The following is a 25,087-nucleotide window of genomic DNA, read 5'->3' as shown; positions in this document are numbered from 1 at the left end:
CCTCCTTCTGCAACTTTGTAACAGTACTGTTACTTTTTCTGTGTTCTGTAACATATTCTTCCGGCTGCATCTGTATGTAATCTGCCGCTTTGAATGCAGCCGGTTACGATACATCTGCTTCCGTTTCTTCATGTTACGCTCTTAGTATATGGAGGATTTGCAGCTTTAGTCTGGAAATTCATAGCAAAAATACAGACTGTCCGTCTTCATTTTTATAATGCATTTAAAATATATAATCTTGAATCAAAATCACGGCAGGGAACATCTGTTTCCGCCATTTCTCCACAGGATGCATCCGAAGTAATCAGGCCGATGTTCATCAGCTCATCGCCATAGTGAGTATTGCTGTCTCCTTCGATACAGTATCTGGTTCCCTCGTCCAGCCCTTTCAGAAGAAGACGGGTGTAAGGCGCGTTTGTTTCACTGAGCGTCCGGTAACATCCTACAAGAGCCTGCTTTTTGTCCGGTCTGACGACCATCCATGCCGACCGGTTATTTTCAAAAGGACTTAATAATCTGTAAAATGTACCGAACTGGATCAGTTTCCTGTACTGTTTCATAAACGCAACCTGAGCTTTTACTTCCTCCTGTTCCCTTCCGGAGAGTTTATTCAGATCCAGTTCGTAGCCAAAGGTTCCGAAATAAGCCACATTTGCCCTTGTGGAAAGAGGTGTGCTGCGGTTAAGCTGATGGTTTGGCGACACAGATACATGACTTCCCATGCTGCTTACCGGATAACAGTAAGAACTGCCGTACTGAATTTTAACCCGCTCTACGGCGTCCGTATCGTCACTGGTCCATGCCTGGGGCGCGTAATAAAGCATTCCCGGATCGAATCTTCCGCCTCCGCTGGCGCAGGATTCAAAAAGGACTTCAGGAAAACGGCCGGTCAGGCGCTCATACAGATTATATACTCCAAGGATATAGCGGTGGTAAACTTCTCCCTGCCGGTCAGCCGGAAGAGCTGCAGAGTAACATTCTGTAATACTGCGGTTCATATCCCATTTTACATATGATATCGCTGCATGGCTGAGAATATCCGCCATCATCTCATAGATACAGTCCACCACTTCTTTTCTGGAGAAATCAAGAACATACTGAAATCTGCCCTGGGAAGAACGGCGTCCCGGCGCGGAGAGAATCCAGTCCGGATGACGGCGGAACAGATCTGAATCCCTGTTCACCATTTCGGGTTCGAACCAGAGACCGAACTTCATACCGATTTTATTAATTTTTTCAGCAATTCCGGCGATGCCTTCCGGAAATCGATTCCGGTTTGCGGTCCAGTCGCCAAGCCCGGCATGCTCGGAGCTGCGTTCCCCGAACCATCCGTCATCCAGAACGAAAAGCTCAATTCCGCTTTCCTTTGCTTTCTCTGCAATTTTAAGCAGACGTTCCTCGGTAAAATCAAAATAGGTTGCTTCCCAGTTATTAATAAGAATCGGGCGTTCTCTGTCTCTCCAGTATCCCCGGGCAAGCCGTTTCTGATAGAGCCGGTGAAATGTCTGGCTCATCTCATTCATTCCTCTGTTGGAATAAACCATAACTGCTTCCGGAGTCTGGAATACCTGCTCCTTTTCCAGTTTCCAGTCAAATCCTGACGGATGGATTCCGGCCAGGATCCGGGTTGTATTATAGGTGTCAACCTCTGCCTGTATGAGAAAGTTTCCGCTGTAAATCAGACTGAAACCGATGACTTCTCCCTGAAACTCGTCGGCTGTCGGACGTTTCAGTATAACAAACGGATTGTGATTATGGGAGGAATGGCCCCGCAGGCTTCCGACAGACTGGATGCCCTGTTCCAGGATCCGTTTTTTCGGATACCGTTCCCGCGCCCATGCACCGGAAAACTGAATCCATTCATAATTGCTGTCCGGAAGGTCCATGCACAGACTCATGGCAGTTGTCAGATGAAGGGTTTCCTCTCCCTGATTTATAAACCGGACGCTTCGGGAAAGAATTCCTTTTTCCGCAAAAATCGTATAAAGAAGTTCCGCCGCCAGTCCGGTTACCGGGTCTTTTACGGTTACAATCAGTGTCCGGGCCTCATCATCGGACTCAGTATAGGTGGCAGGAAGTCCTTCCAGTCCGGGTTTGCCCGGAAGAATTCTGTATGTCTGATACTGAAAATCACTGATCCGGCTGCCATTTTCCTGTACTACTTCTAGGGCAGGAGATCTGAAATCCGTTGTGCCGAAAACGGCATATTCCTGTTTGATGTGCTCCAGAGAAAATTTTTTATCTGTATCAAAAACACAGGAAGCCATCGGCCGGCTGCAGGTTTCAAGAAGGAAGGAAAAGTCGTCACGATCCCGGACTGCTTTTCCAAAATAGAGCTGCCCCAGCTGGCCGTTGGGAAGAACTGTCAAAATATAGCTGATCTGATCATTATAAAGATGAAATGTTCTGCATGATTCATGGAATACAATATTCATATCATTCCCTCCTGTATGCGGTTGGCTTATTCTTTCCACTATTATAGGGAAAAAGTATAAAAGCAACAGGCGGAAATGTTTTATAAAACAGTCAAAATGTTTACTGATTTACTTTCCGGTACCGGGTGGGCGACATCCCCGTACGGCGTTTAAATGCTTTTGAAAAGACAAGCGGATCTTCGTATCCGCAGGACTGGGCAATTCCTTCTACGGGAAGGTCACTGATGACGAGAAGCTGGGAAGCTCTGGTTATTCTGTAACTGATCAGGTATTCCTGCGGTGAAAGACCAAGCGTTTTCAGAAAAAGGGTGTAAAGGTAACTTCTGCTGACCCCTACATAGGCTGCCGCGTCAGCCACATTGATGCCGTAAGAATAATTGTTCTGAATGTATTCTACGGCTTTCCTTACATACATATTCTCGCTTTTCTGTCTGACCGGAGCGTTCAGTTCCATACTGTGCGCAAGCACTGCGAAGAAAGAACAGAGGAAGCTTTCGCTCAGAAAATCATTTTCCACACTGTAGGTGCTGTTTTCCAACTGCTTCTTCATCATTTCTTTCAGTTTCGCGCCTTCTGTACAGCTGAAAGTCAGGCGATTGCCGCCAAGGCCGATCTCTTTTAGATAGTCCCCTGCCCTGGCGCCGTTAAAGCCGATCCAGAGATAAGTCCATGGTTCCTCAGCATCTGCCTGGTAGAAAGTTCTCACCTCCGGCTCAATCAGAAATCCCTGACCGGCCTCCAGCTTATAACGGTCTTCTCCCACCTGGTATATGCCCCTGCCTTTTACAATATAATGCAGAATATAGTTAGGCCTGACTGCAGGACCGAAACTGTGAAGCGGCCCGCATTCTGAATAGCCGCAGAAACATAAATAAAAGTCAGGAAATTTTCTGTTTTTCATCTGAAATACATTTGCATTTTCCATTTTGCCGCTTCCTCCTGAATCAATTTGTCTCTCCGTATATCCGGCTTTCCTGCTGTATGCTGCCGTTCTTATAACGGAACCGGCAGATCACAAAGTAGTCTCCAGCATGATCTGCTGCAGTTTATTTTCAATGCATCTCTTTAATCCGGCATGTTCAGGTAAGGCGAGATCCGGATCCTCAGCAAGAATCTTGTCTGCCGCCGTACCGGCTTCCTGGAGAAGCCTTGCATCCTGAAACACATCAGCGATCTGAAAATCCAGAATTCCGCTCTGGCGGATGCCGAACAGGTCTCCGGGTCCCCGCAGGCGCAGATCTTCTCCCGCAATAAAAAATCCATCGTTGGAATGGTTCAGTATTTCCAGACGTTCCTTCGTTTCTTTTGATTTTGAAGGGGACATAAAAATGCAGTAAGACTGATGCCTGCCTCTTCCCACACGGCCCCGGAGCTGGTGCAGCTGGGCCAGACCGAAACGCTCTGCATTTTCAATCAATATAACGGTAGCATTCGGCACGTCGATTCCGACTTCCACTACGGTAGTAGAAACAAGAATCTGGACGTCATTCCGGCCGAAAGCATCCATAACGGCATCTTTTTCCTGCTGTTTCATACGTCCGTGCAGGCACCCCACACGGATCTGCACGCCCATCTCTTCCGAAAGCATGGATGAATAATCCATTACATTTTCCGCTTCCAGACTTTCACTTTCCTCTACCATAGGGCAGATTACGTAACACTGTCTGCCTTCCAGCACCTGTTTTTTCATAAAGCGGTAAGCGGTTTCCCGATAGCTGGTATCCACCACGCAGTTTTTAATAGGGAGACGGTTTTTCGGCAGCTCATCAATTACCGAGATATCCAGATCCCCGTATAAAATGATGGCCAGCGTCCGGGGGATGGGGGTGGCGCTCATTACCAGAATGTGAGGGGTCCTTCCTTTTCCGGCAAGCGCCTCCCGCTGGCGGACGCCGAAACGGTGCTGCTCGTCGGTTACAACAAGAGACAGGTTCTTGTAATTCACTTTTTCCTGGATTAACGCATGAGTTCCGATTATGATTGAAGCACTGCCGTTTTCTATCCTTTCATAGGCCTCCCGTTTCTGCCGTGCTGTCATAGAGCCGGTGAGAAGTTCTGCCTTCAACGGGATGGAGTATTCTTCAAGCATGCCTGAAATTGTCTCGAAATGCTGTCTGGCAAGCACTTCTGTCGGAGCCATCAGTGCGCCCTGGCAGCCGTTGAGACCTGCAAGAAGAAGTGCGAGCAGGGCGATGACCGTTTTCCCGGATCCTACGTCTCCCTGGACCAGGCGGGACATTACTGCGGGTCCCTGCATATCTGCGCGGATTTCTTCCCACACGCGTTTCTGCGCGCCGGTCAGCTGATAGGGAAGACGCTCCAGAAATCCGGTAAGCAGAGGGGAATCCGGCAGATAAAACTGGTTTTTTGCTCTTGCCTCTGCGTGTTTCATCCGGCGGAGGGCCAGGACAAATATAAGGAATTCCTCAAATGCGAACCGCTGCCTTGCCTGGATAAAACTTTCTTTGTTTTCCGGAAAATGCATCATTTGTACAGCCTGGGCGTAAGGTGGAAAATGATATTTCACTTCCAGTCCGGAGGGGAGAATATTCTGTTTTTCGCTGACATACTCTAGGGCCTGTTTTACTGCTTTTATTACAGCATTATTGGTCAGCCCGGCTGTCAGAGAATACACGGGCTGCATGGAATGTTTTTTCTCCTCATATTTCACAGAAGGATAGTAAATCTCCGGATGTTCCATTACAAGCCCTTCTCTCTTTCGCACAACTCTGCCTCTGAGGGTAAGCGGGCCGCCTTTTCCCAGTGTGTTTCTCAGAAAAGGCATACGGAACCAGATGACTTTAAGTGTACCTGTTATATCTTTCAGATAGAGAGTGGTAATCTGCAGGGGCTGATTTCCCGACACCTGTATCCGTCCAAAGACCGCGCCTGTTACAGCGGCGGTTTTACCCTCTTCCAGCTGGCTGATGGGAACCGGATCTTCAAAAATGTCATATCCTCTGGGATAATAACGGATCAGATCCCCGATTGTATTTACTCCGATCCGATGGAACAGTGCTTCTGTCTTTTCCCCGATTCCCTTAAGTTTTCCGATACTGTTTTTTTCGTTCATTTTCAGCTGCTCCTGTTGTTATTATAAAACAGGGCATTCTCCCTGTCGGGAGAACGCCCCGTTCTCTTCGCGTTCTTATTCTGCCGGATCTTTACTCTACGGAAAGCACATAATAATAAATCGGCTGTCCGCCGGAATGGAGATCAACATCTACATCCGGGTACTGTTCTTCGACAGCCTGAGCCAGTTTCTCGGCGTCTTCAGCTGTCACATCCTGTCCATAATAGAGGCTGATCAGTTCAGCGTCTTCATCTACCATCAGTGCAAGCATTTCTCTGGCCGCTTCTTCTACAGACTGGCATACCGACAAAATTCCTTCGTCACCAATTCCCATAATATCACCTTCGTGGATTTCCTTATCATCAATATGGGTATCCCTTACAGCATAGGTTACCTGTCCGGTTTTTACATGAGCAATGCCTTCATTCATTGCATCAATATTTGTATCCACATCCGCTTCCGGCATGTAATTAATAACAGCCGTGATTCCCTGAGGAACCGTCTTTGTGGGAATAACAATAATATCCTTATCTTTGGTTAATGACTGTGCCTGGTTTGCCGCGAGGATAATATTTTTGTTGTTCGGGAAGATGAAAATGTGATCTGCATTTACATGATCAATTGCAGTCAGCATATCATCTGTGCTTGGATTCATAGTCTGTCCGCCTTCAATAATATAATCCACACCAAGTTCACGGAAAATTTCATTCATTCCCTCGCCGATGGAAACTGTAATAAATCCGACCGGCTTGCGCGCTTCTTTCTTTTTCTTAAGCTCTGCCGCCTGAGCCTGCTGCTTCGCCACCTTTTCTGCGTCGCGGATCAGTTTTTCCTGATGCTCTTCCCGCATGTTGTCAATTTTCATCCGTGAGAGCTGTCCGTATGTGAGCGCCTTCTGAATGGCAAGACCGGGATCATTTGTATGAACATGGATTTTAACAATATCATCATCCGCAACACAGACAATAGAATCTCCGATGGATTCCAGATAACCTTTGAACTCGGTTTCATCCTTTGATGTAAAAGGCTTGTCTGTCATAATAATAAATTCCGTACAGTAGCCGAATTTGATATCTGCCTCTGCCTGCTGAGAAGGCTTTACCATTTTTGTCCCCTCTCCCGCGTCGATTGCCGAATAGTCAATTTCCTTACCTGAAAATGCATCGTAGGCACCATGGAGGATCTCCACAAGTCCCTGCCCGCCGGAATCAACCACTCCTGCCTCTTTCAGGACAGGGAGAAGTTCCGGGGTCTGTGCAAGCACATCTTCGGCATGGCGGATAACCTCCGGAAGGAACACTTCAAGATCCTCCGTTGTTTCGGCAAGTTCTCCGGCTTTTTGTGAAATGCCTTTTGCCACAGTAAGAATTGTACCTTCTTTTGGTTTCATAACAGCTTTATATGCTGTTGCGGTCGCTCTTTCACAGGCTCTTGCCAGAACAGAGACGTCAATCTCCTCATAGTCACGGATTTCTTTTGTAAATCCTCTCAGAAGCTGTGAAAGAATAACGCCGGAATTTCCACGGGCACCGCGCAGTGAGCCGGAGGAAATTGCCTTTGCAGTAGAAAGCATATCCGGGTTTTCAATGGCCTTTACTTCTTTTGCCGCTGACATAATCGTCAGTGTCATATTAGTGCCGGTATCTCCGTCCGGCACAGGAAATACATTTAATTCATTGATGAATTCTTTTTTTGCTTCCAGATTTGCCGCACCGGCAAGAAACATCTTCTGAAGCATCTGTGTATTTATCGTCTTAACAGCCACGATAAAATCCTCCTTAATCTATCACTCTCACACCTTCAACGAAGATGTTGATTTTCTCTACCGACATTCCGGTGAACTCTTCGACCTTGTATTTCACATTGCTCATCAGATTATCGGAGACGGAAAGAATATTTACTCCGTAAGAAACGATTACATGGAAATTAAGGGTGATGGCATTGTCATCTGAGATCTCAACCTGAATCCCGTGTGTAAGGCTTTCTCTCTTCAGAAGACGCACCAGCCCATCCTTCATATTAACAGCCGCCATTCCTACGATTCCAAAGCACTCAACCGCTACGGAGCCCGCATATTTGGCGATTACTTCAGGATTGACTGTAATGATTCCAAGATCTGTGCTCATGCTTCCTTTCATCATATATTACCTCCAGTCCTTATATGGATTTTTACCATAAATAACATGATTATTATACTATCACTTCATAAATTTTACAATACGGATTCGTTTTTTTTAAAAAATACTTGCAATGGTAAAATCTTTCTGCTAGAATATCATTGTTATGAGTCTATAAGACCAGTTCAGATTGTTAGGAGGTGCAGTCATGGCGAAATGTGCTATTTGTGAAAAGGGCGCTCACTTTGGTAACAATGTAAGCCACTCTCATAGAAAAACACCGAAAATGTGGAAATCAAATGTGAAATCCGTCAGAGTAAAAACAGAAGGCGGTTCCAGAAAAATGTATGTTTGTACATCATGCCTGAAGTCAGGACGTGTTGAAAGAGCATAATTTTCCACAGAAGCAGAATGAAAATTAAACCCGTATCTGTTTTGACAGATGCGGGTTTTTTCTTTCTCTTCTCAGCAGCAGAACAGACGATATCCCAGTACTACAAAGATCAAAAGCAGGATGACCCCCCATACCAGATTGGGGAGAAGCATCATTATAAACATGCCTATGGCAATCCAGAACAGCGCAAAACCGCATACTTTTTTCATACTTCTGCTCCCGGGTATCCTATTGATTTATTCTATGCGCAGTATTCGGCTCCTATTCCGCTGTGTTTCACATTTTTGCAATTCTGGCCGGATGGATTATAAGATCCCTTTTCAGTCCTGTTCATCTCCGTCGGAATCCAGAATATCCATAACATCTTCTTCAGTCATTTTTTCTTCTTTTCCGGAAGTAAATCTGTCTACAACATCAGGAATCATATCAAGGATTTTGGTAATCGTATCCTGATTTTTAATATTTACCAGTTTCGTTCTGCCGTCCTGGATTACGATTACAGCGCTGGGAGACATTTTTCCGCCGATTCCGCCCATTCCTCTTTCCTTCTTTTCGCCGGTAAATGAACCGGCTCCGATTCCGAAAGATACATCAACCAGTGGGAGGATAATTGTCCCATTAATATGAATGGCGTCTCCTACTACCGTTTTGGATGAAATTACTCCGTCCATTCCCTGGAACAGTGACTCTACTGTTGCCTTAAAGTTATTGTTTCCTTCAGCCATACTTCATTTCCTCCTCTTATTAACTATGACCTGTCTTTGTCAATTCTGTTTATTCTGTTTAATCTGTTTATTCTCTGCCGGTTATAATTTAAATCTTCGCAGATGTCTGTATGTCACTTTTACGTTTCTGTCAAAGAACAGATTCCAGGCCGGAATAAGCACATAAAGCAGACGAAGTTTTCCTTCTGCCAGCAGGGAACCATTCAATACTTCATGTTCAAAGTCAGCCCGGATATCCACATATTCTCCGATCAGCGGATAAATTATGCTGATTCCGGCAAGCAGATATCCGGTATGTGCCGGATCCTGAAAGCCGAATTCAATATTTCCTTCCAGCTTTTTCGGCCGGAGATAACGGAGCAGTCTTTTCAGCTCTTTTATTGTCCGGGAAAAAGCTTTTTTATGGATCTCATTTGTAAGAAAGCGCTGAAGCTTTTCTTTTTTCTTTGTCAGCGATTTTATATTAGCACATATTTTTTGAAATGTATATTTTATCTTGTCCCGATATGCAGATATTTTTTCAAAAAAAGAGGCTTTTTTCACCTTTTTTTCTTTCTCTTCCTTTTCCTTTGGAATATGTTGTTCCGGTATCGGCTCACGGGAAATATTATGCTGTACGGAAGAACGGAGATGCGGCGTTTTCTCAGGACTGCTGACGGATTTCTCCGGGTTCTGCCTGTCTGTTTTTATTGCTTTTTTCACGCCGCTTCCCGCTTCTTTTACTGTACTGTTGTTCTTTTCCGGCTTTACATAAGTATCTGTGCCGTATTCTCCGGCGCTGTCCGATCGCTTCCATGCCGCGCGGAACTTCCAGATCAGCGTCCCATTTTCGTAGACGGCTTCTCCGGAAATCAGATGAATCAGCCAGTGAAACTTTACTCTCCATTTGAGCGATTCGGCAGTTCCATTCCAGGAGAGGGCAGCCTTATAGTGCGCGGGAAGCAGAATCAAAGCAGCAAGCAGGAGAATAACAATGCCAAAGACAGCAAGCAGCACAAATCCCAGTATTTTCAGTATGAGAAAAATTATATGTAGCATCTGTTTTACCGCCCTGTTTTTTCAAATTCTTCCTGCCGTTCCTGAATAAAACGGCGGATGTCAGCCGTACCTGTTTTATGGTACGCGTTATCTGTTATCTGTTCTACAAGGAAAAGCGCCTCACTATAGCCATCAGCCATACCTACTACAAAGAGTCCGGAATGGTCAAATACATGCTGTCGCAGCAGAACAGAAGAGAAAAACTCAAGCTGATTCTGCGATCCCTGCGAAAGTGCAATGATATAAACGGAGGGAAGCAGTTTCTTTTTTTTCAGCTTTCTCTTCAGTGTGGCTTTTTTCCGCTGCCAGCCCTGGCTGACATACAGATCACAGTAAAATTTTACATGCATATCTTTTCCCCGCCTGTCAGTTATAATAGGAATCCAGAATCTGTCCCGCCAGAGATACTGCTCTGCCGCTGGCGCTTCCGTCTGATCCCTCTGTGATCACGGTAATAACCAGCTCCGGGTCATCTACATTAGTAAAACCGATAAACCAGGAGTGGGTCCGGTCTTTGTCGGACATGCTGTACTCAGCCGTACCTGTTTTTCCGGCTACGGTATAAGACTTTCCGCTTAATACGGACGCAGTTCCTTCCTCAACTACCGCAGTCATATATTCCTTAAGCTGTGCAGCCTCTTCGGAGGTCATCAGTCTTCTGTAGCTTTTCGGTACATTTTTTCGGACCTCGCTTCCCGTATAATTGGTAACACTGTCTACCAGATAGGGTTCCATCAAAGTGCCGCCGTTGGCGATAGCCTGGGTAATCAGCGCCATATGATAAGGACTTACCATTGTATTTCCCTGTCCCATAGCTGTCATCATGACTTCAGCAGAGCCGGAATCCTCTGTCAGAGTAAAGGAACTTTTTGTATAGTCCAGAACACCGGGCAGCGATTCGTTAAAAAGAAGATCCTCCGCGGTTTTTCTGTATTCCGGAATATTCAGGGAAAGACCGATATTGGAGAAGGAGGCATTACATGAGTTTGCCAGAGAGCTCTCCAGATCCTCATGTCCGTGTACGCTTCCGCCTGCACAGTGAATCGTTGTATCTCCTACTGTAATTCCTCCGGTACAGTCATAGGTATAATCTGCATAGTTACTGTTCTGCCGCATAAACGCAAGAGTCGTAACAACTTTGAATGAAGACCCGGGGGCGTAGGATCCGTTTGTGGCGCGATTCAGAAGAGGACTGTTTTCCTCATCTGAATTCAAGGTTTCCCAGTTCGTCCGGATCTCATTCGGATCAAAAGTAGGTTTTGAAACCATAGCCAGAATCTTTCCTGTATCTGCCTCCATAACAATTACAGCGCCTTTATTATCTCCAAGAGCATCATATGCTGCCTGCTGCAGATCGGCATCCAGCGTGGTTACTACTGTGTCGCCCATATTTTTCTCGCCGCTGAATTCATTCTGAATCTTTTCTACAAAAAATGCGTTTGATGTAAGCAGTTCAAAATTTTCCACCGATTCCAGACCTGTTTTTCCAAGTTCTGTATCACTGTAGCCGATCACATGCGCAAAAACAGAACCGTAAGGATAATTTCTGGTCTCTGTGCCGTCATCAGCCACTAAAGTTTCGGCAAGTACATTTCCGTTTCTGTCTACAATATCACCCCGCACTACAGTTTCCGCAAACAGATCCTGACGTTTATTATACGGACTGTTCACAAAACTGCCTGCGCGGATGATTGTGAAGTAGACAATATAAATCATAAGGGCAATAAAAAGAATTACAAAGAAGTAAGTGACTCTTGCAAATTCTTTATTTCGAGCGCGTTCTCTGCCTCTGCCGCGGTCTCTGTTTCGGGACTTCTTCGAATTTCGACCCGCTTTTCGCTGTCTTTCGCCCGGTACTTCTTCCCAGTTCATTTCTCAGCTCCCTTTCTTTTTTTCGTTCTATCTTCTCCTCTTCATCTTCTCTCAGTATATACAATCCCTGAATGATGCCAAACATAATCATAGTGCTCAGCATGGAACTACCCCCGTAGCTTACAAAGGGCAGGGTCATTCCGGTAGACGGTATAAATTTGGTTACGCCTCCGATCTGCAGGAATACCTGGAAAATATAGCAGGTTCCCAGTCCAAGAGCTACAAGTTTATAAAATGGATTGCGCAGTTCCATGGCAATATTCAGAAACATGACATAACAGCTTACACAGATCAGGATCAGGCATAATGCATAGATCACTCCCATCTCTTCCGTAATTGCGGAAAAGATAAAGTCCGTTTCCGATACCGGAATCATGTCCGGCTGTCCTTTAAAAAGTCCTGTACCAAACCAGCTGCCCGTACCAATAGCAAACAATGACTGAGCCACCTGATATCCGCTTCCGTTATAGGACGCAATTGGATCCTGCCATGCTTCCACACGGACCTGAATATGGGAGAACAGATGATACCCTGCTACAGCAGCCAGACATCCTGCGGCAATTCCGGCCAGGACATATAAAGGCTGTCTTGTAGCCACATACAGCATGACCAGATATACAACAAAAAAGATCAATGCAGCTCCCAGATCAGTGGAAACAACCAGAATCAGTACATGTGCCGCAGCAATAATTGTTGTAACAACAACGTTTTTGAATTCCGTAGATTTATACAGGCTTGCGGCCACAAAGAAAACAAAAAGTATCTTTACAAATTCAGAAGGCTGAATGTTTACTCCGAATAAACTGAAGCCAAGCTTGGCGCCGCCGGATGCAGTGGCAAAAACTGCAACCACAAGAAGAGCCGCTCCGCCAACTCCTGCATAAATATATGTCCACCGGTCCAGAAAAGTGAGCTTTCTTATCAGTATGGGAACGACCAGTCCGAAGATAACTCCCAGGATAACAAAGGCCATCTGCCGGATGGCGGAACCATAAGCAGCTTCGTTATCCGCGGACAGTCTTGTAATCATAATCATTCCTGCCGTAATCAGCATACACATATTGTTGACAACCAGCCGCGATACATTCGGATAAATCAGATTGTACAACAGAATTACTGCCAGAAGCACGATAAAAAGCGCTCCGCAGATAATAAGAATCCGCATATCATCTGTAGCAAGAAACATAACCCCGAAAGCAGCTGCCTGAATTAAGAACATCAGTACATTCTGCCGTATCAGAACCCGGTTTTCTTCATCTTCATAACTGCGTGTAAAAATAGAAAAACAGGAAAAGGTGTATGCAGCCATAAGTATTATTATGATGTATTTCGATAATTGAATCGTTATATTTACCACTTTTTCACCCGCTTTATATTATTCCTCTCTTAAAGTGTCCCTGTGTAAATGAGAAAGGCGCTTCTGTACAGACCGGACTGCCTCCGTCGTTTCCCTCAAATAATGGAAGAATCTCTCCCACCTGCTTTCTGCTTTCCACAGAAAACTGAATACGAAGTTTTTCGGGAGCAATCTGTCTGAGTGATTCCTGCTGATTGCCCAGATACACCGGAAGTGTATTGTAGATTACATTATAGCAGGAACTGCAGTTGTTTTTTACAGGAAATCTGTTGCGGAACCTGTCTTCAATAAAAGTAAGGCCGCTTTTTTTCCGGCAGCTTCCAGCCGCGGAAGAAATACACTGGGCAGATATCATAACCGGAATATAACCGTAGACAATCAGCTCCGCGGAAGCAAGTCCAAGTTCTGAAAGTTCTTTACAGCTAAGCTCTGCCGGAGCCGTAAACTCCGTGATACCGTGCCGGGCCCAGAATTTCTTCGCATACCGGTTAAACATATATAGATTATGGTCCAGAATTATCGTTTTGTCAAATCTGCTGTTAAGCAGAATACTGACTTCTTCACAGCTGCGCAGCAGCATTCCGTCCATCGGAAAATGAATAAACTGTTTTGCGTCTTCTGCCAGCCGGATCCGGTCGTTTTTCCTGAATACATGAGGCATGGCAGGAAAAACTTTTTTTCCTGCGGAACGGAGTCCTGACAGCAGGGAGATTACTTTTTCGTCCTCAAAAAAACGGCTGCTTATCCGGCAGTCTGCATAGATCCGCCGGATTCTGCTGGACGGATGAACAGAGAGATATTCTGCAATTCCTTCCAGCTGTTCCAAGGTTTCCGCCAAAACAGTAAGAACAGGCTGTTCGCCCGTAAATTTTGTGCCGCTGTTCTGCCTCTTTGAGACAAACGGTGCACTTTTCTGTTCCAAATTATCTTCTGCAGAAATACTGTCTGTATCTATATTTTTATCCGGATTTTCCGAGCGGTAAAAGGACGACACGATTTTCTGCCGCAGTTCTTCCAGAGCCGTCCTTCGCATATGATTCAGCTCCTGCACAGGCAGAAATACATCTCCGTCCATCTGAACTTTCAGTGATGAAAAAAAGAAATCCGATTCTCCGGTTTTTGAAAGTCTTTTTTTCAATTGTTCTGCCTCCAATGGACGGTTTTCCGCATTCTGGACATTTACTTCCGAATTTACGGATACGCTTTGCCCGCCGCCTTTTACTGTCAGACGGGCAGGCGATCCGGGAACCAGAGAAAGGAAACCTTCTGCCTCTCTCTGCGGTCTTGCTGAAAGAAAGTTTTTCCGGATCGTCTGAATCAGGCTTTCACTGCGTACCCGGGGGAATGTTGTTCCCTTTTCCGCTTTTCCGTCCTTCGGAAGTAAGAGGGAAACAGAAGCTCCCTTCGGCAGATCTGTTCCCAGAGTATAATTACTCTTTTTTCCGGCCCCCAGTTCCAGAACATCTCCTTTTTTCAGATCTGTAAGAGCGGTTCCTTCTATTTTCCGGCCACGGCGGCTGTTCACGACAACTGCCGGAACGCCGGCATGGTTCGGCCTGTCCAGACTAAGCATGTTCCTGCCGTTATGCTGCTTATAGTATCCGGTATGGAATCCGCCCCTGTTGTATAAATCCAGAAGCATTTCCCGGTCTTCAGGGTCAATTTGAAATCCTGCAGTTCCCTTTTCCAGATAGAGATCTGTGTATTTTCGATATACAGACGTGACAGCGGCAACATATTCCGGTTTTTTCATCCGGCCTTCAATTTTAAAAGAATCAACTCCGGCTTCTATGAGATCCGGAATCAGATCCAGCGTACACATATCTTTCAGGCTCATGTAATATTTCCGGTGACCGTCTGTTGCCCACGGAAGCCTGCAGGGTTGAGCACACTGTCCTCTGTTTCCGCTTCTGCCTCCGATCACGCTGCTCAGGAGACACTGTCCGGAATAACTGTAACAAAGGGCTCCATGCACAAAACATTCGATTTCCAGATCAGTATGTTCCCGGATTTCCCGGATCTCTGCCAGAGATAATTCTCTGGCAGGAACAACACGAACAGCGCCTGCCTTTTCGAAAAATGCCGCTCCCGGGTATCCTGTAATTGTCATCTGTGTACTGGCATGGATATCCAGTTCCGGGAATTCCGATTTTATATATTCAAGTACTCCGACATCCTGAACAATAACAGCGTCCAGACCTTTTTCATAAAGTGGAGAAAGATATCCGGAAAGCTCCTTTATTTCATTGTCCTTCAGCAGAGTATTGACAGTGAGATAAAGCTTCTTCCCAAACAGATGGGCTTCTTCTATAGCCCGGATCAGCTCTTCCTCTGAAAAATTATCTGCGTATGCTCTGGCGCCGAACCGAGAGCCGCCTGCATAAACCGCGTCCGCGCCCGCAGAAATTGCAGCGCGGAAACAGTCATATGAACCTGCCGGGGCAAGGACTTCAACTTCTCTGTTTCTCATGCTTTCTTCTCCTTTATTATTTCTGAGACAAAATATGCCGGAATATCCCATAACATGAAGCAGGCTGTCGTTTCTGACAGCCCGCCCCGTTTTATCTTCTGCGATTTTTCATTTCTGTCTCCAGCTTTACGATCTGCATCTGAAGATCATTATTCTCTTCCTTCATCTTCGCCAGTTCCTTCTCCGCATTCTCAAGTCTGATCTGTGCGGAAATCAGCTCATGTTTCAGATCATACATTTCTTTGTCTTTCAGCTCAATATCGTTTTCAAGGGAGTCTCCCTGCTTTTTGGCTTTAAAATAGTCGTCTGCGATATTCAGCGCGAGGAGTACGTTTCTTGTATCAGCACTCTGCTTTCTGTAGCCCTCGCTGTTTGCACACTCTGTTATCTTGTGGTTCAGATAGGAAGATACTTTCTGCAGATATTCCTCGCCTTCGAACCCGCTTAAGGTATATACCTTCCCCCCTATTAATACTTCTGTAAAATGTTTTGCCGAACTCATAGCATCCTCCTCGCATTTCTTACATGCTATTATAAACTATTTGCCAGTAAAACCCAACTGTTTTTTGACAAAATCATCCCTCCTGAAGAGGGGATGGAATTCCGAGATGCCGGTACGCCAGTTCTGTTACAACTCTGCCCCTGGGCGTTCGCTGAATAAAACCGTTCTTCAGAAGATAGGGCTCATAGACGTCTTCCAGTGTCCCGGCGTCTTCTGAAACAGCGGCGGCAAGCGTGTCAAGCCCCACCGGTCCGCCCTGGAATTTTTCGATCATAGTAAGCAGAATCCCCCGGTCAATATGGTCCAGACCGTATTTGTCCACATCCAGCAGATCAAGCGCATAATTTGCCACTTCCTTCGTGATCACTCCGTCATATTTGACCTGAGCGAAGTCACGCACCCGTTTGAGCAGCCGGTTTGCAAGACGAGGGGTTCCCCGGGAGCGCCTTGCCAGTTCCAGAGCTCCCTCTTCTTCGATCTCTACATTAAGAACTTTTGCGGAACGGAGTACAATTGTTTTCAATTCCTGATCCGAATAAAATTCCAGTCTGTTTACCACGCCAAACCGGTCTCTGAGAGGTGCTGTAAGCATACCGGCTCTTGTAGTAGCTCCTACCAGGGTGAATTTAGGCAGATTCAGACGGATTGACCTTGCGCCTGCGCCTTTTCCAATCATAATATCAATGGCATAATCCTCCATAGCCGGATAGAGAACCTCTTCTACCTGACGGTTCAGGCGGTGAATCTCATCGACAAAAAGCACATCATTTTCCTGAAGGCTGTTCAGTATTGCTGCCATTTCTCCCGGCTTTTCTATTGCCGGTCCGGAGGTTACCTTCATGTTCACCCCCATTTCATTGGCGATAATTCCGGCAAGGGTCGTTTTTCCCAGGCCGGGAGGTCCGTAAAAGAGTACATGATCCAGCGGTTCTCCACGCTCTTTTGCAGCTTTTATATAAATTTCCAGAGTTTGTTTTGTCTTTTCCTGTCCGATATATTCCTTAAGAGAAAGGGGCCTTAGCTCTCCTTCGATTTTGATATCTTCTTCCAGATTCTCTGTTGTGATAATTCGTCTTCCCATAGTTTTCCTCTGTCCTGCTTTGATTTGCTGTTAAGCATAAAATACCGTGGTCGAAAACCCAATATATATATATTAAAAAAGATATTTCAGAGCTTCTTTGAGCAGTTCTTCTACTGTAACACAGTCCGGTGAAGCCCTTTTAACTGCTTTCATGCTTTCTGTGCTTCCATATCCAAGGGCTACCAGTGCCTGGACAGCCTCTGCCTGAATTCCTTCTTCAGCAGGATTCTGCTCCTGGAAGCCTGCCTCTTCTCCATGTGCGGCGCGGTTTAGCATATCCTCAATATTTATCTTATCTTTCAGTTCCACTATCAGTTTTTCTGCTGTTTTCTTTCCGATTCCGGGCGCTGCGCTGATTGCCTTAGCATCCCCGGACATGACGGCAAAGCGAAGTTCATCCGGGCTCATGGCAGACAGGATATTCAGTCCTCCCTTCGGACCGATTCCGCTGACACCGATTACCAGCCGGAATATCTCGAGATCATCTCTTGTAAGAAATCCGAAAAGCTGCATCGCATCTTCCCGTACACTGAAATAAGTGTATATTTTTACTTCATTCCCCGGCTGCGGAAGCATGGCAAGCGCCTGATTGGACATAAAAACGCCGTAACCTATCCCGCCTACATCCACGATGGCCTTGTTTTCTTCCACCGCAGCAAGTTCACCTCTTATATATGAAATCATAGTTTTCCTCTTTCTTCTGTTTCTTTATTTCAGTTCAGTACAGCCAGATCAAGCCGTTTCAGCATCTCTCTGCCGGCAATGCCAATCAGAGTACCGGTGATCAGTCCGGCAATCAGCAGCACAGGCAGATAATATCCGACAGCGTAAGTTTCTACAACCAGCATAGCCATAATCAGCTGTCCCACATTGTGGCTTACTCCGCCTGCCATACTGACTCCGATTATACTGAAAGCCCCGGACCTTTTCAGAAGCGCCATTACAGCGAGGCTGAGAATTCCCCCTGCCAGGCTGTACAGAATCCCGAAAAGATTTCCAAACAGAAATCCTGCCAGAACGATTCTGACAACAGACAGCAGCAAAGCCTCTTTCCAGTCAGTTTTGTAAAGGACGATAATAATCACCAGATTGGCCAGGCCGAGCTTTGCCCCCGGGATCCCGAAATTAATGGGAATCAGAAGCTCTACATAACTGAAAATTAATGCAAGAGCAGTAAAAACTCCGAAAACAGCCACTCTGCCTCTTTTATTTTTCACATGTGTTCCTCCCTTTCAGAAAGCGGCTATTGTGCCAGGCCATCAATTCCAGATCCAGTTGAATTGCCGTTCTGTACGGTAACCACTACCTCATTGGGCAGGCAGATAATGCTCTCTCCGTCTCTTGAAATTTGTCTGTGGTTAACACAGATCTGATCGGGACAGTCTGCCCATTCCATTTTTGCGGTTCCGTTTTCTATAATCAGACGATTTGTATCGTTGACGGAGATGGTCCGGTCTTCAGCCAGGCTGTATACGCCGTATTCTTCTCCTGAAACAGAGATTATGACCTGTCCTTCTCCTTCCTGTGTCCGGAAAAACCGGAAAATGAGGAGAACAATGCAGACAAGAAAAACTCCTCCGGCCAGTATCCAGTCGTTCTTTTTCATATTTTTTACCTCTTTCGTCAAATATCATAGCACACCCATTTTCATTATGCAACCACACGTTCGATTATAAACAGGTTGTGATTTGAAAAAGAACCAGATATAATATGCAGGAAAGGAACGGATATAATGAAAAAAATTATTTTACTTTTAACTGCTGTGTCCGTTATACTAAGCGCCTCGGCATGTTCATCCCCGCAGAAATCGGAATCTCTGTCTGTGACAGGCATGTACTTTGATACCGTTGTGACGGTAGAAGCCTGGGGTACGGACAGAGAAACTCTGGAACACTGTATGGAGATGTGCGGAACTTATGAACAGATGCTGAGCGCGCATATAGAGACAAGCGAAGTTTCTGCTATTAACCGGGCGGAAGGAAAACCCGTTACCGTATCGGAAGAGACGGCAGATCTTATTGAGCTGGGATGCAGTTACGGACGTCTGTCCGGGGGGCTCTTTGATATAACAATTGCGCCGGCCAGCAACCTGTGGAATTTCCATAACAGTGAAAACCCCTGTATTCCGGATGCCGGAGAACTTTCTGAAGCGGTATCCCATATTGACTACCGATGCGTTCAGGTTGACGGATGTACTGTTACACTGACAGATCCTGAAGCGGAAATTGACCTGGGAGGAATTGCAAAAGGTTATATTGCAGACCGGATAAAGGAATATCTGGAAAGTGAAGGTGTTGAACACGCGCTGATCAATCTTGGCGGCAATATGCTTGCTGTGGGAGGAGGGTATGATGGAACTGACTTTCAGATCGGCATTCAGAAGCCTTTTGCTCAGACCGGAACAGTGCTTGCCGCTGTTTCCGTATCAGATCAGTCGGTTGTATCATCTGGAAATTATGAGCGGTATTTTGAACAGAACGGGAAAATTTATCATCATATTCTGGACCCCGGCACCGGGTATCCGGCTGATACCGGACTGTATCAGGTAACGATTATCTCGGACAGTTCTGCCCAGGGTGATGCCTTAAGCACTACCTGCTTTCTTCTCGGACTGGACAAAGGAATGGAGCTGATCCAAAGCCTGGACGGCGTGGAAGCAGTATTTGTAACCAGCGATATGGAAATACATGTAAGCAGCGAGAATATTCCTGTTCAGATTTTATAGGAAGCCAGACATCAGGGGCAGAAAACATATAAATATATAAAGAATATTGCAGGGCAGACATAAAAGAACGCTCTTCTTTCCGGGAATACCCGGCGGAGGAGCGTTCTTTATCTGGTTTCTGAAATTCATCCCCGGCTGAAACAGATCCGGAGAAGTTCATTCCTTACATATCTCAGGTTAGTCTTCCTGTAATCTTATTATTTTTCTCGGACATTTTTCTGCGCAGACACCGCAGTTTGTGCACTTTTCCGGATCAATGCGGGCCAGGAAGTTATTCACAGTAATTGCCTGCGCTTCGCAGTTTTTTTCACAAAGGCGGCAGCCGATACATCCTGACTGGCATACTTCCATCAAAGATTTTCCTTTATCATTGGAATTGCACTGAACAAAGGTTTTCTGCTTATATGGAATTAATTCAATCAAATGTTTCGGGCAGACCTTCACGCATCTGCCGCAGGCTTTGCAGGCTTCTCTGTCTACCACTGCTATGCCGTCAATAATGTGGATCGCGTCAAAGGGACAGGCTTCCACGCAGGAACCATATCCGAGACAGCCATAGGAACAGCCCTTTGCGCCGCCGTTCTGCATCTGAGACGCCATGATACAGTCTTTGATCCCTGAATATTTATATTCATCTTTTGCTGTCTCGCAGGTTCCTGCACATTTCACAAAAGCAGTTTTTCTTTCCTGCGCAGAAACATCAACTCCCATGATTTCTCCGATTTTCTCCGCAACCGGAGCGCCGCCTACCGGACAGGCATTTACTTCCGCCTCTCCGGCCACAATAGCGGTAGCGAGACCGGAACATCCGGCATAGCCGCATCCGCCGCAGTTGTTGCCCGGAAGAGCATCCACAATCGCCTCCCATCTTTCATCTGTTTCCACGGCAAACTTCTTTCCTGAGATTCCAAGAAAGACGCCGATGAATAATCCTGTGCCGCCTACAATAACGGCCGCCAAAAGAATTCCTGTTATACTCATATCTGCCGTCCTCCTATATTAATCCTGAGAATCCAAAGAAAGCAATCGCCATCAGTCCGGCGGTTACAAGAACAATCGGAGTTCCCTGAAAAGATTCTGTAATATCATTGTGCTCGATTTTCTCCCGGATTCCTGCCATAAGAACAATAGATACAAGGAAGCCGGCCGCTGTGGCGAAACCGTTTACCACGCCTTCCAGAAGTCCGTAGCCATCCTGGACGTTAGTCAGAGCCACGCCAAGCACCGCGCAGTTTGTAGTAATCAGAGGAAGATATACGCCAAGCGCGTTATACAGCGGAGGCATAACTTTTTTCAGAAACATTTCTACAAACTGAACAAGAGCCGCGATGACAAGAATAAATACAATTGTATTCAGATATTCCAGCTCACCGCCCATAATGTTCGGATTGCCCAGTATATACTTGTAGATCAGCCCGGTAACGAAAGAAGAGATGGTAATAACAAACACCACTGCTCCGCCCATACCGGCTGCGGTTTTTACATTCTTGGAAACACCGAGAAACGGACAGATCCCAAGGAACTGGCTTAATACAACGTTATTTACAAAAGCAGAACCGACTGCGATTAATAATAATTCCTGCATTTATACGTCCTCCTTTTCCGGTGTGTCTGACACAGGATGTCCGCCGCAGATGCCCCTGCTGGCACAGGAAGCGCATCCTTCTCCGCATCCCGCTGAAGCCGGGACTTTCCTGCCTTTTCTGGCCATACTCTTCTTTACCTTGTTCTGAAGTGCCACAAGACATGCCAGAACAAAGAATGCGCCCGGTGCAAGAATGAAAATAGTAAGCGGTTCGTAAGAATCCGGCATAACCTGGAACCCGAAGATCTGTCCTGCTCCGATAAGTTCTCTGACAATACCGATAGAAGTCAGGCCTACCGTAAATCCGAGCCCCATACCCACTCCGTCGAAGATTGAGGGAAGCACAGGATTTTTAGATGCATAACTTTCTGCTCTTCCCAGAATAATACAGTTTACGACAATCAGTGGAATGTAAAGCCCCAGAGAGGAATAGAGATCCGGGACAAATCCTTCAAGAAGGAAGTCTACAATAGTTACAAATGAGGCAACCACTACAATAAATGCCGGCATTCTGACAGAATCCGGTATGATTTTCCGCAGTATGGAAATCAGCATGTTTGACATAATCAGTACGGCTGTAGTCGAAAGTCCCATTCCTATACCGTTTATGGCGGATGTGGTAACTGCCAGAGTCGGACACATTCCAAGCATAAGTACAAAAGTTGGATTTTCTTTTACAAGGCCGTTATAAATTCGTTCTGTACATTTATTCATTGCTGCCGCCTCCTAACTCATTCTGAAAATATACCAGCGCTGAGTTCACAGCGTCAGTGACAGCGCTTGTAGTGATTGTTGCACCGCTGATCGCGTCAATTTCGTTATCTGCAGATGCTCCGTTTTTTGTATAGGAGAATTTTTCTACATTTTTATCTTTGAACTGATCCTTAAACTCGGCCTCATCCGCTTTCATTCCGAGACCGGCCGTTTCATTGATTGACAGCATTTCAATACCGGATATTGTTCCGTCATTCAGTATTCCGACAGAAATCTCGATATCTCCGCCATATCCGGAATGAGAGGTGACATTCAATACATATCCTACTGTTTCACCGCTGTCTGATTTGCCGGCCGCAACTTCTGTAATATCATCAGTATATCCGTTATCCTTAACTAACGCTGCCGCTTCTTCCGCATCGAAATTTTCATAATTTTCAAAAGAATCTGCATCCGGCAGAACCGTGCGATATGCCTCCTGTTTTGAATTTTCCTGCGCAGCAGCAATCGGTTCCTTTGTAATATCGTATACGATTCCAAGCAGAAGTCCGGACACTACTGTAATTACAGTCAGGATCAACGTGTTTTTGATAATTTTATTCATGCTTTTCCCCTCCTTTTCCAAATGGTTTCGGAAGAGTGATCTTCTCAATCAGCGGTACCAGAAGGTTGCTGATTATGATGGCATAAGAAACTCCTTCTGCCGAGCCGCCGAAAATACGGAACAGACCGGTGAGCAGTCCCATACAGACGCCATAAATAATTTTTCCCGATGAAGTAATGGGGGAAGTAACATAGTCAGTGGCCATAAACCATACGCCCAGCATCAGTCCGCCGCCGCACAGGTGCGCTGTAATATACTGAGGATCGAATCCGTGACCTCCGAAAATAACAATAAAAACGACAAAGGACACAAGGTAAGATGCCGGTATCTCCAGTTCAATTACACCCATAAGAAGGAGAAACATTGCTCCAATCATTATTGCAATCACGGATGTTTCACCAATCGTTCCGCGAATATTTCCAATCAGCATATCCATTGTATTAACCGCTTCTCCTGCTTTCAGCCGGGCAAGCGGCGTAGGACCTGTAACACCGTCATAGACGAAATATGTCATCCGTCCCGCAAAACAGATAAGCAAGAAACAGCGGGCAGCAAGAGCCGGATTCATAAAGTTCTGTCCCAGACCGCCGAAAAGCTGTTTTACTACAATGATAGCAAATACAGAACCGAGAGCTCCCATCCATAAAGGAAGGGTGGGCGGAAGATTCAGCGCAAGCAGAAGTCCTGTAACTACCGCGCTGAAATCACCAATAGTAACCGGTTTATGCATAAGCTTTTCCCATATGTATTCTGACAGAACTGCCGCGGCAATCGTAACTATTACAAGAAGCCAGGCACCTTCTCTGCGGAAATTCCAGATTCCGAAAAAAGTAGCCGGAAGCAGTGCAATCACTACCATGAGCATAATATTGCTGCTGGTAATCCGGTCACGGATATGCGGCGAAGATGACACGTTATAATTTTCGTTCATTTTTTCTAACACCTCTCTTCATTCATCTAGTTATTTCTTTCTGTTAGCCAGTGCAGTTTTCCGCATGGAACCAATAGCCTGTTTCAGCTGTCGCTTCGCCGGACAGACATAACTGCAGGAGCCGCATTCTACACATTCCAGTCCGTTCATAGCTACAAAGGAAACTTCATCATGCCGTTTTGCATAATCCGCAAGCCTGGACGGAATGATTCTGCTTGGACATACCTGCACGCAGCGTCCGCAGTTGATACAGGCTGATTCCCGAAGCTGTGAAACCGCATCTTTTTTAAAGGCAAGCAGAGAAGAAGAAGTTTTCGTAACCGGCGCATCAAGCGTAATCATTGCAAATCCCATCATTGGGCCGCCGGAAATCAGTTTTTCCGGCTCAGCCGCAAAACCGCCTGCTGCTTCTGCAAGCTCACGATGGCTGGTTCCTAAAAGGACTTTAAAATTCCCCGGATTATTTACCGCATCACCGCTTACGGTAACAACTCGCTCTACAAGAGGTTTCCCTTCAATCACTGCCCGATGAATCCCGATCAGGGTTTCCACATTATCTACAATGCATCCTGCGTCTGCCGGAAGCATAGCCGAGTTAATCGCACGATTTGTAACGGTATAAATGAGCTGACGTTCTGCTCCCTGGGGATATTTAGTCATCATGGCCTTTACTTCCATACGTTCATCTGCCTGTATGAACTCTTCCAACTTTTCAATACAGTCCTTTTTATTATCTTCCACGGCAAAGATTCCCTTTGCGTTCGGAAAAATTGTAAGAAGAACTTTCATTCCGCTGATCAGCTCATCTGTATTTTCCAGCATTCGGCGATAATCCGCGGTAATATACGGTTCGCATTCCGCGCAGTTTGCAATTACATAATCGATTTTTTCCGGCTCCTTTGGAGAAAGCTTTACTCTTGTAGGAAAACCTGCGCCTCCCATACCAACAATTCCGGCATTCCCGATTTTTTCGATAATCTCTTCCCGGCTCATCTCGCCAAGCGGTTTCACAGGTTCATATTCAATCTCTGTATACTGCTCATCATTTTCAACTATAATACAGTCTACTTTTGTTCCTGCCGGATTGAAACGCGGTTCAATTCCTTTTACTGTGCCGGACACAGAAGCATGTACCGGCGCCGATACAAAACCGCCGGCCTCAGCAATTACCTGGCCCTTTAAGACGAAGTCGCCTTTCTTTACTACCGGTTTTGCCGGCGCGCCAATATGCTGGGAAAGAGGATAAACCATCTCTCCATGAGGCATGACAGGCTCAACTTCACGGTCTTTTGAGAAACGTTTTCCATCATCCGGATGAATTCCGCCTGAAAATGTCAAAAGTCGCATTCTTTCTCATCCTTTCTTTTCCGGCGGACAGGCTGTTTTTTGACAAATCATAACCTGTGCCGCCCATTCTCACAATAAATCTATTGTACTAAAATGTAACAGTAAAATCCAGTAATC

Annotated in this window: 25 protein-coding genes; 2 read left to right on the top strand and 23 right to left on the bottom strand. The window is 45.9% G+C overall.

Annotation, left to right across the window (positions count from 1 at the left end; translation table 11 throughout):
• Positions 1 to 212 precede the first annotated feature (212 nt).
• The 5 genes from AC0QUU_RS09610 to AC0QUU_RS09590 all read right to left on the bottom strand — a co-directional run bounded on the left by AC0QUU_RS09610 (position 213) and on the right by AC0QUU_RS09590 (position 7,646).
• The gene (locus AC0QUU_RS09610) at positions 213 to 2,435 is read right to left on the bottom strand and encodes an alpha-galactosidase (RefSeq protein WP_474542394.1); all 2,223 of its coding nucleotides are present in this window, start codon (positions 2,433 to 2,435) and stop codon (positions 213 to 215) included.
• Between the two features lie 100 nt (positions 2,436 to 2,535).
• Positions 2,536 to 3,360: an AraC family transcriptional regulator gene (locus AC0QUU_RS09605; RefSeq protein ID WP_474542392.1), complete on the bottom strand. Its 825-nt coding sequence runs from the start codon at positions 3,358 to 3,360 to the stop codon at positions 2,536 to 2,538.
• Between the two features lie 87 nt (positions 3,361 to 3,447).
• Positions 3,448 to 5,508, bottom strand: a complete 2,061-nt coding sequence (recG, locus tag AC0QUU_RS09600) for an ATP-dependent DNA helicase RecG (protein ID WP_474542390.1) — start codon at positions 5,506 to 5,508, stop codon at positions 3,448 to 3,450.
• A 91-nt stretch (positions 5,509 to 5,599) separates the two neighbouring features.
• On the bottom strand, positions 5,600 to 7,273 hold the full coding sequence (locus tag AC0QUU_RS09595; RefSeq protein WP_474542389.1) for a DAK2 domain-containing protein: 1,674 nt from the start codon (positions 7,271 to 7,273) through the stop codon (positions 5,600 to 5,602).
• Positions 7,274 to 7,286: 13 nt separating this feature from the next.
• Positions 7,287 to 7,646 carry an Asp23/Gls24 family envelope stress response protein gene (locus tag AC0QUU_RS09590; protein ID WP_474545556.1) on the bottom strand — a complete coding sequence of 120 codons (360 nt, stop codon included), beginning with the start codon at positions 7,644 to 7,646 and terminating at the stop codon, positions 7,287 to 7,289.
• A 187-nt stretch (positions 7,647 to 7,833) separates the two neighbouring features.
• Here AC0QUU_RS09590 and rpmB point away from each other — a divergent pair, with 187 nt between their 5' ends.
• Complete coding sequence (rpmB, locus tag AC0QUU_RS09585) at positions 7,834 to 8,019, top strand: 50S ribosomal protein L28 (RefSeq protein WP_474542388.1); 186 nt, start codon at positions 7,834 to 7,836, stop codon at positions 8,017 to 8,019.
• Between the two features lie 71 nt (positions 8,020 to 8,090).
• Here the strand turns inward: rpmB and AC0QUU_RS09580 are convergent, their stop codons facing one another.
• The 12 genes from AC0QUU_RS09580 to AC0QUU_RS09525 form a co-directional block, all read right to left on the bottom strand.
• Positions 8,091 to 8,228 (bottom strand): hypothetical protein, encoded by a 138-nt coding sequence (locus tag AC0QUU_RS09580; RefSeq protein ID WP_474542387.1) that lies wholly within the window; start codon positions 8,226 to 8,228, stop codon positions 8,091 to 8,093.
• 111 nt (positions 8,229 to 8,339) lie between these two features.
• Positions 8,340 to 8,744, bottom strand: a complete 405-nt coding sequence (locus tag AC0QUU_RS09575; protein ID WP_474542386.1) for a GerW family sporulation protein — start codon at positions 8,742 to 8,744, stop codon at positions 8,340 to 8,342.
• Positions 8,745 to 8,825: 81 nt separating this feature from the next.
• Entirely contained in the window at positions 8,826 to 9,782 is a 957-nt protein-coding gene (locus AC0QUU_RS09570) for a DUF2953 domain-containing protein (RefSeq protein WP_474542385.1), read from the bottom strand.
• 5 nt (positions 9,783 to 9,787) lie between these two features.
• Positions 9,788 to 10,132 (bottom strand): hypothetical protein, encoded by a 345-nt coding sequence (locus AC0QUU_RS09565; protein ID WP_474542383.1) that lies wholly within the window; start codon positions 10,130 to 10,132, stop codon positions 9,788 to 9,790.
• A 16-nt stretch (positions 10,133 to 10,148) separates the two neighbouring features.
• Entirely contained in the window at positions 10,149 to 11,498 is a 1,350-nt protein-coding gene (locus tag AC0QUU_RS09560; RefSeq protein WP_474545555.1) for a peptidoglycan D,D-transpeptidase FtsI family protein, read from the bottom strand.
• Positions 11,499 to 11,547: 49 nt separating this feature from the next.
• Positions 11,548 to 13,011 carry an FtsW/RodA/SpoVE family cell cycle protein gene (locus AC0QUU_RS09555; RefSeq protein ID WP_474542381.1) on the bottom strand — a complete coding sequence of 488 codons (1,464 nt, stop codon included), beginning with the start codon at positions 13,009 to 13,011 and terminating at the stop codon, positions 11,548 to 11,550.
• Between the two features lie 13 nt (positions 13,012 to 13,024).
• Positions 13,025 to 15,481 carry a peptidase U32 family protein gene (locus AC0QUU_RS09550; RefSeq protein ID WP_474542379.1) on the bottom strand — a complete coding sequence of 819 codons (2,457 nt, stop codon included), beginning with the start codon at positions 15,479 to 15,481 and terminating at the stop codon, positions 13,025 to 13,027.
• Between the two features lie 91 nt (positions 15,482 to 15,572).
• Positions 15,573 to 15,983 carry a cell division protein ZapA gene (locus tag AC0QUU_RS09545; protein ID WP_474542378.1) on the bottom strand — a complete coding sequence of 137 codons (411 nt, stop codon included), beginning with the start codon at positions 15,981 to 15,983 and terminating at the stop codon, positions 15,573 to 15,575.
• Between the two features lie 73 nt (positions 15,984 to 16,056).
• On the bottom strand, positions 16,057 to 17,064 hold the full coding sequence (gene ruvB / locus AC0QUU_RS09540) for a Holliday junction branch migration DNA helicase RuvB (RefSeq protein ID WP_474542376.1): 1,008 nt from the start codon (positions 17,062 to 17,064) through the stop codon (positions 16,057 to 16,059).
• Positions 17,065 to 17,136: 72 nt separating this feature from the next.
• Positions 17,137 to 17,748, bottom strand: coding sequence for a Holliday junction branch migration protein RuvA (gene ruvA, locus AC0QUU_RS09535; protein WP_474542373.1), 612 nt, complete (start codon positions 17,746 to 17,748; stop codon positions 17,137 to 17,139).
• A 29-nt stretch (positions 17,749 to 17,777) separates the two neighbouring features.
• The gene (locus AC0QUU_RS09530; protein WP_474542372.1) at positions 17,778 to 18,281 is read right to left on the bottom strand and encodes a Gx transporter family protein; all 504 of its coding nucleotides are present in this window, start codon (positions 18,279 to 18,281) and stop codon (positions 17,778 to 17,780) included.
• A gap of 26 nt (positions 18,282 to 18,307) precedes the next feature.
• Positions 18,308 to 18,670 (bottom strand): NusG domain II-containing protein, encoded by a 363-nt coding sequence (locus AC0QUU_RS09525; protein ID WP_474542371.1) that lies wholly within the window; start codon positions 18,668 to 18,670, stop codon positions 18,308 to 18,310.
• A gap of 225 nt (positions 18,671 to 18,895) precedes the next feature.
• On the opposite strand from AC0QUU_RS09525, the gene AC0QUU_RS09520 reads away from it, so the two are divergent.
• Positions 18,896 to 19,789, top strand: coding sequence for an FAD:protein FMN transferase (locus AC0QUU_RS09520; RefSeq protein WP_474545554.1), 894 nt, complete (start codon positions 18,896 to 18,898; stop codon positions 19,787 to 19,789).
• Positions 19,790 to 19,966: 177 nt separating this feature from the next.
• Here AC0QUU_RS09520 and rnfB read toward each other — a convergent pair whose 3' ends face one another.
• Genes rnfB through rsxC form a run of 6 tightly spaced genes read right to left on the bottom strand, consistent with a single transcriptional unit; the run spans position 19,967 to position 24,970 of the window.
• Positions 19,967 to 20,770 carry an RnfABCDGE type electron transport complex subunit B gene (gene rnfB / locus AC0QUU_RS09515; protein ID WP_474542370.1) on the bottom strand — a complete coding sequence of 268 codons (804 nt, stop codon included), beginning with the start codon at positions 20,768 to 20,770 and terminating at the stop codon, positions 19,967 to 19,969.
• Positions 20,771 to 20,783: 13 nt separating this feature from the next.
• A complete protein-coding gene (locus AC0QUU_RS09510) occupies positions 20,784 to 21,374 on the bottom strand; it encodes an electron transport complex protein RnfA (protein ID WP_474542369.1) in 591 nt (196 codons plus the stop codon).
• Positions 21,375 to 22,088 carry an electron transport complex subunit RsxE gene (gene rsxE / locus AC0QUU_RS09505; RefSeq protein WP_474542368.1) on the bottom strand — a complete coding sequence of 238 codons (714 nt, stop codon included), beginning with the start codon at positions 22,086 to 22,088 and terminating at the stop codon, positions 21,375 to 21,377.
• Complete coding sequence (locus AC0QUU_RS09500; RefSeq protein WP_474542367.1) at positions 22,081 to 22,692, bottom strand: RnfABCDGE type electron transport complex subunit G; 612 nt, start codon at positions 22,690 to 22,692, stop codon at positions 22,081 to 22,083. The genes rsxE and AC0QUU_RS09500 overlap by 8 nt, the downstream gene beginning before the upstream one ends.
• The gene (locus AC0QUU_RS09495; RefSeq protein WP_474542366.1) at positions 22,685 to 23,623 is read right to left on the bottom strand and encodes an RnfABCDGE type electron transport complex subunit D; all 939 of its coding nucleotides are present in this window, start codon (positions 23,621 to 23,623) and stop codon (positions 22,685 to 22,687) included. Before AC0QUU_RS09495 ends, AC0QUU_RS09500 begins: the two co-directional genes overlap by 8 nt.
• Positions 23,624 to 23,653: 30 nt before the next feature.
• Positions 23,654 to 24,970, bottom strand: a complete 1,317-nt coding sequence (gene rsxC / locus AC0QUU_RS09490; protein WP_474542365.1) for an electron transport complex subunit RsxC — start codon at positions 24,968 to 24,970, stop codon at positions 23,654 to 23,656.
• Between the last annotated feature and the right edge of the window lie 117 nt (positions 24,971 to 25,087).

Source organism: Mediterraneibacter sp. HA8405 (assembly GCF_056148955.1).
Note: the sequence above shows the minus strand (reverse complement) of the source record. Positions and strands in the feature narration are given on the sequence as shown.

Excerpts from the sequence above, each read along its gene's own strand:
- AC0QUU_RS09610 (WP_474542394.1), bottom strand. The coding sequence starts at position 2,435 with ATGAATATTGTATTCCATGAATCATGCAGAACATTTCATCTTTATAAT.
- AC0QUU_RS09605 (WP_474542392.1), bottom strand. The coding sequence starts at position 3,360 with ATGGAAAATGCAAATGTATTTCAGATGAAAAACAGAAAATTTCCTGAC.
- recG (WP_474542390.1), bottom strand. The coding sequence starts at position 5,508 with ATGAACGAAAAAAACAGTATCGGAAAACTTAAGGGAATCGGGGAAAAG.
- AC0QUU_RS09590 (WP_474545556.1), bottom strand. The coding sequence starts at position 7,646 with ATGAAAGGAAGCATGAGCACAGATCTTGGAATCATTACAGTCAATCCT.
- rpmB (WP_474542388.1), top strand. The coding sequence starts at position 7,834 with ATGGCGAAATGTGCTATTTGTGAAAAGGGCGCTCACTTTGGTAACAAT.
- AC0QUU_RS09580 (WP_474542387.1), bottom strand. The coding sequence starts at position 8,228 with ATGAAAAAAGTATGCGGTTTTGCGCTGTTCTGGATTGCCATAGGCATG.
- AC0QUU_RS09575 (WP_474542386.1), bottom strand. The coding sequence starts at position 8,744 with ATGGCTGAAGGAAACAATAACTTTAAGGCAACAGTAGAGTCACTGTTC.
- AC0QUU_RS09570 (WP_474542385.1), bottom strand. The coding sequence starts at position 9,782 with ATGCTACATATAATTTTTCTCATACTGAAAATACTGGGATTTGTGCTG.
- AC0QUU_RS09565 (WP_474542383.1), bottom strand. The coding sequence starts at position 10,132 with ATGCATGTAAAATTTTACTGTGATCTGTATGTCAGCCAGGGCTGGCAG.
- AC0QUU_RS09560 (WP_474545555.1), bottom strand. The coding sequence starts at position 11,498 with ATGATTTATATTGTCTACTTCACAATCATCCGCGCAGGCAGTTTTGTG.
- AC0QUU_RS09550 (WP_474542379.1), bottom strand. The coding sequence starts at position 15,481 with ATGAGAAACAGAGAAGTTGAAGTCCTTGCCCCGGCAGGTTCATATGAC.
- AC0QUU_RS09545 (WP_474542378.1), bottom strand. The coding sequence starts at position 15,983 with ATGAGTTCGGCAAAACATTTTACAGAAGTATTAATAGGGGGGAAGGTA.
- ruvB (WP_474542376.1), bottom strand. The coding sequence starts at position 17,064 with ATGGGAAGACGAATTATCACAACAGAGAATCTGGAAGAAGATATCAAA.
- ruvA (WP_474542373.1), bottom strand. The coding sequence starts at position 17,748 with ATGATTTCATATATAAGAGGTGAACTTGCTGCGGTGGAAGAAAACAAG.
- AC0QUU_RS09525 (WP_474542371.1), bottom strand. The coding sequence starts at position 18,670 with ATGAAAAAGAACGACTGGATACTGGCCGGAGGAGTTTTTCTTGTCTGC.
- AC0QUU_RS09520 (WP_474545554.1), top strand. The coding sequence starts at position 18,896 with ATGTACTTTGATACCGTTGTGACGGTAGAAGCCTGGGGTACGGACAGA.
- rnfB (WP_474542370.1), bottom strand. The coding sequence starts at position 20,770 with ATGAGTATAACAGGAATTCTTTTGGCGGCCGTTATTGTAGGCGGCACA.
- AC0QUU_RS09510 (WP_474542369.1), bottom strand. The coding sequence starts at position 21,374 with ATGCAGGAATTATTATTAATCGCAGTCGGTTCTGCTTTTGTAAATAAC.
- rsxE (WP_474542368.1), bottom strand. The coding sequence starts at position 22,088 with ATGAATAAATGTACAGAACGAATTTATAACGGCCTTGTAAAAGAAAAT.
- AC0QUU_RS09500 (WP_474542367.1), bottom strand. The coding sequence starts at position 22,692 with ATGAATAAAATTATCAAAAACACGTTGATCCTGACTGTAATTACAGTA.
- AC0QUU_RS09495 (WP_474542366.1), bottom strand. The coding sequence starts at position 23,623 with ATGAACGAAAATTATAACGTGTCATCTTCGCCGCATATCCGTGACCGG.
- rsxC (WP_474542365.1), bottom strand. The coding sequence starts at position 24,970 with ATGCGACTTTTGACATTTTCAGGCGGAATTCATCCGGATGATGGAAAA.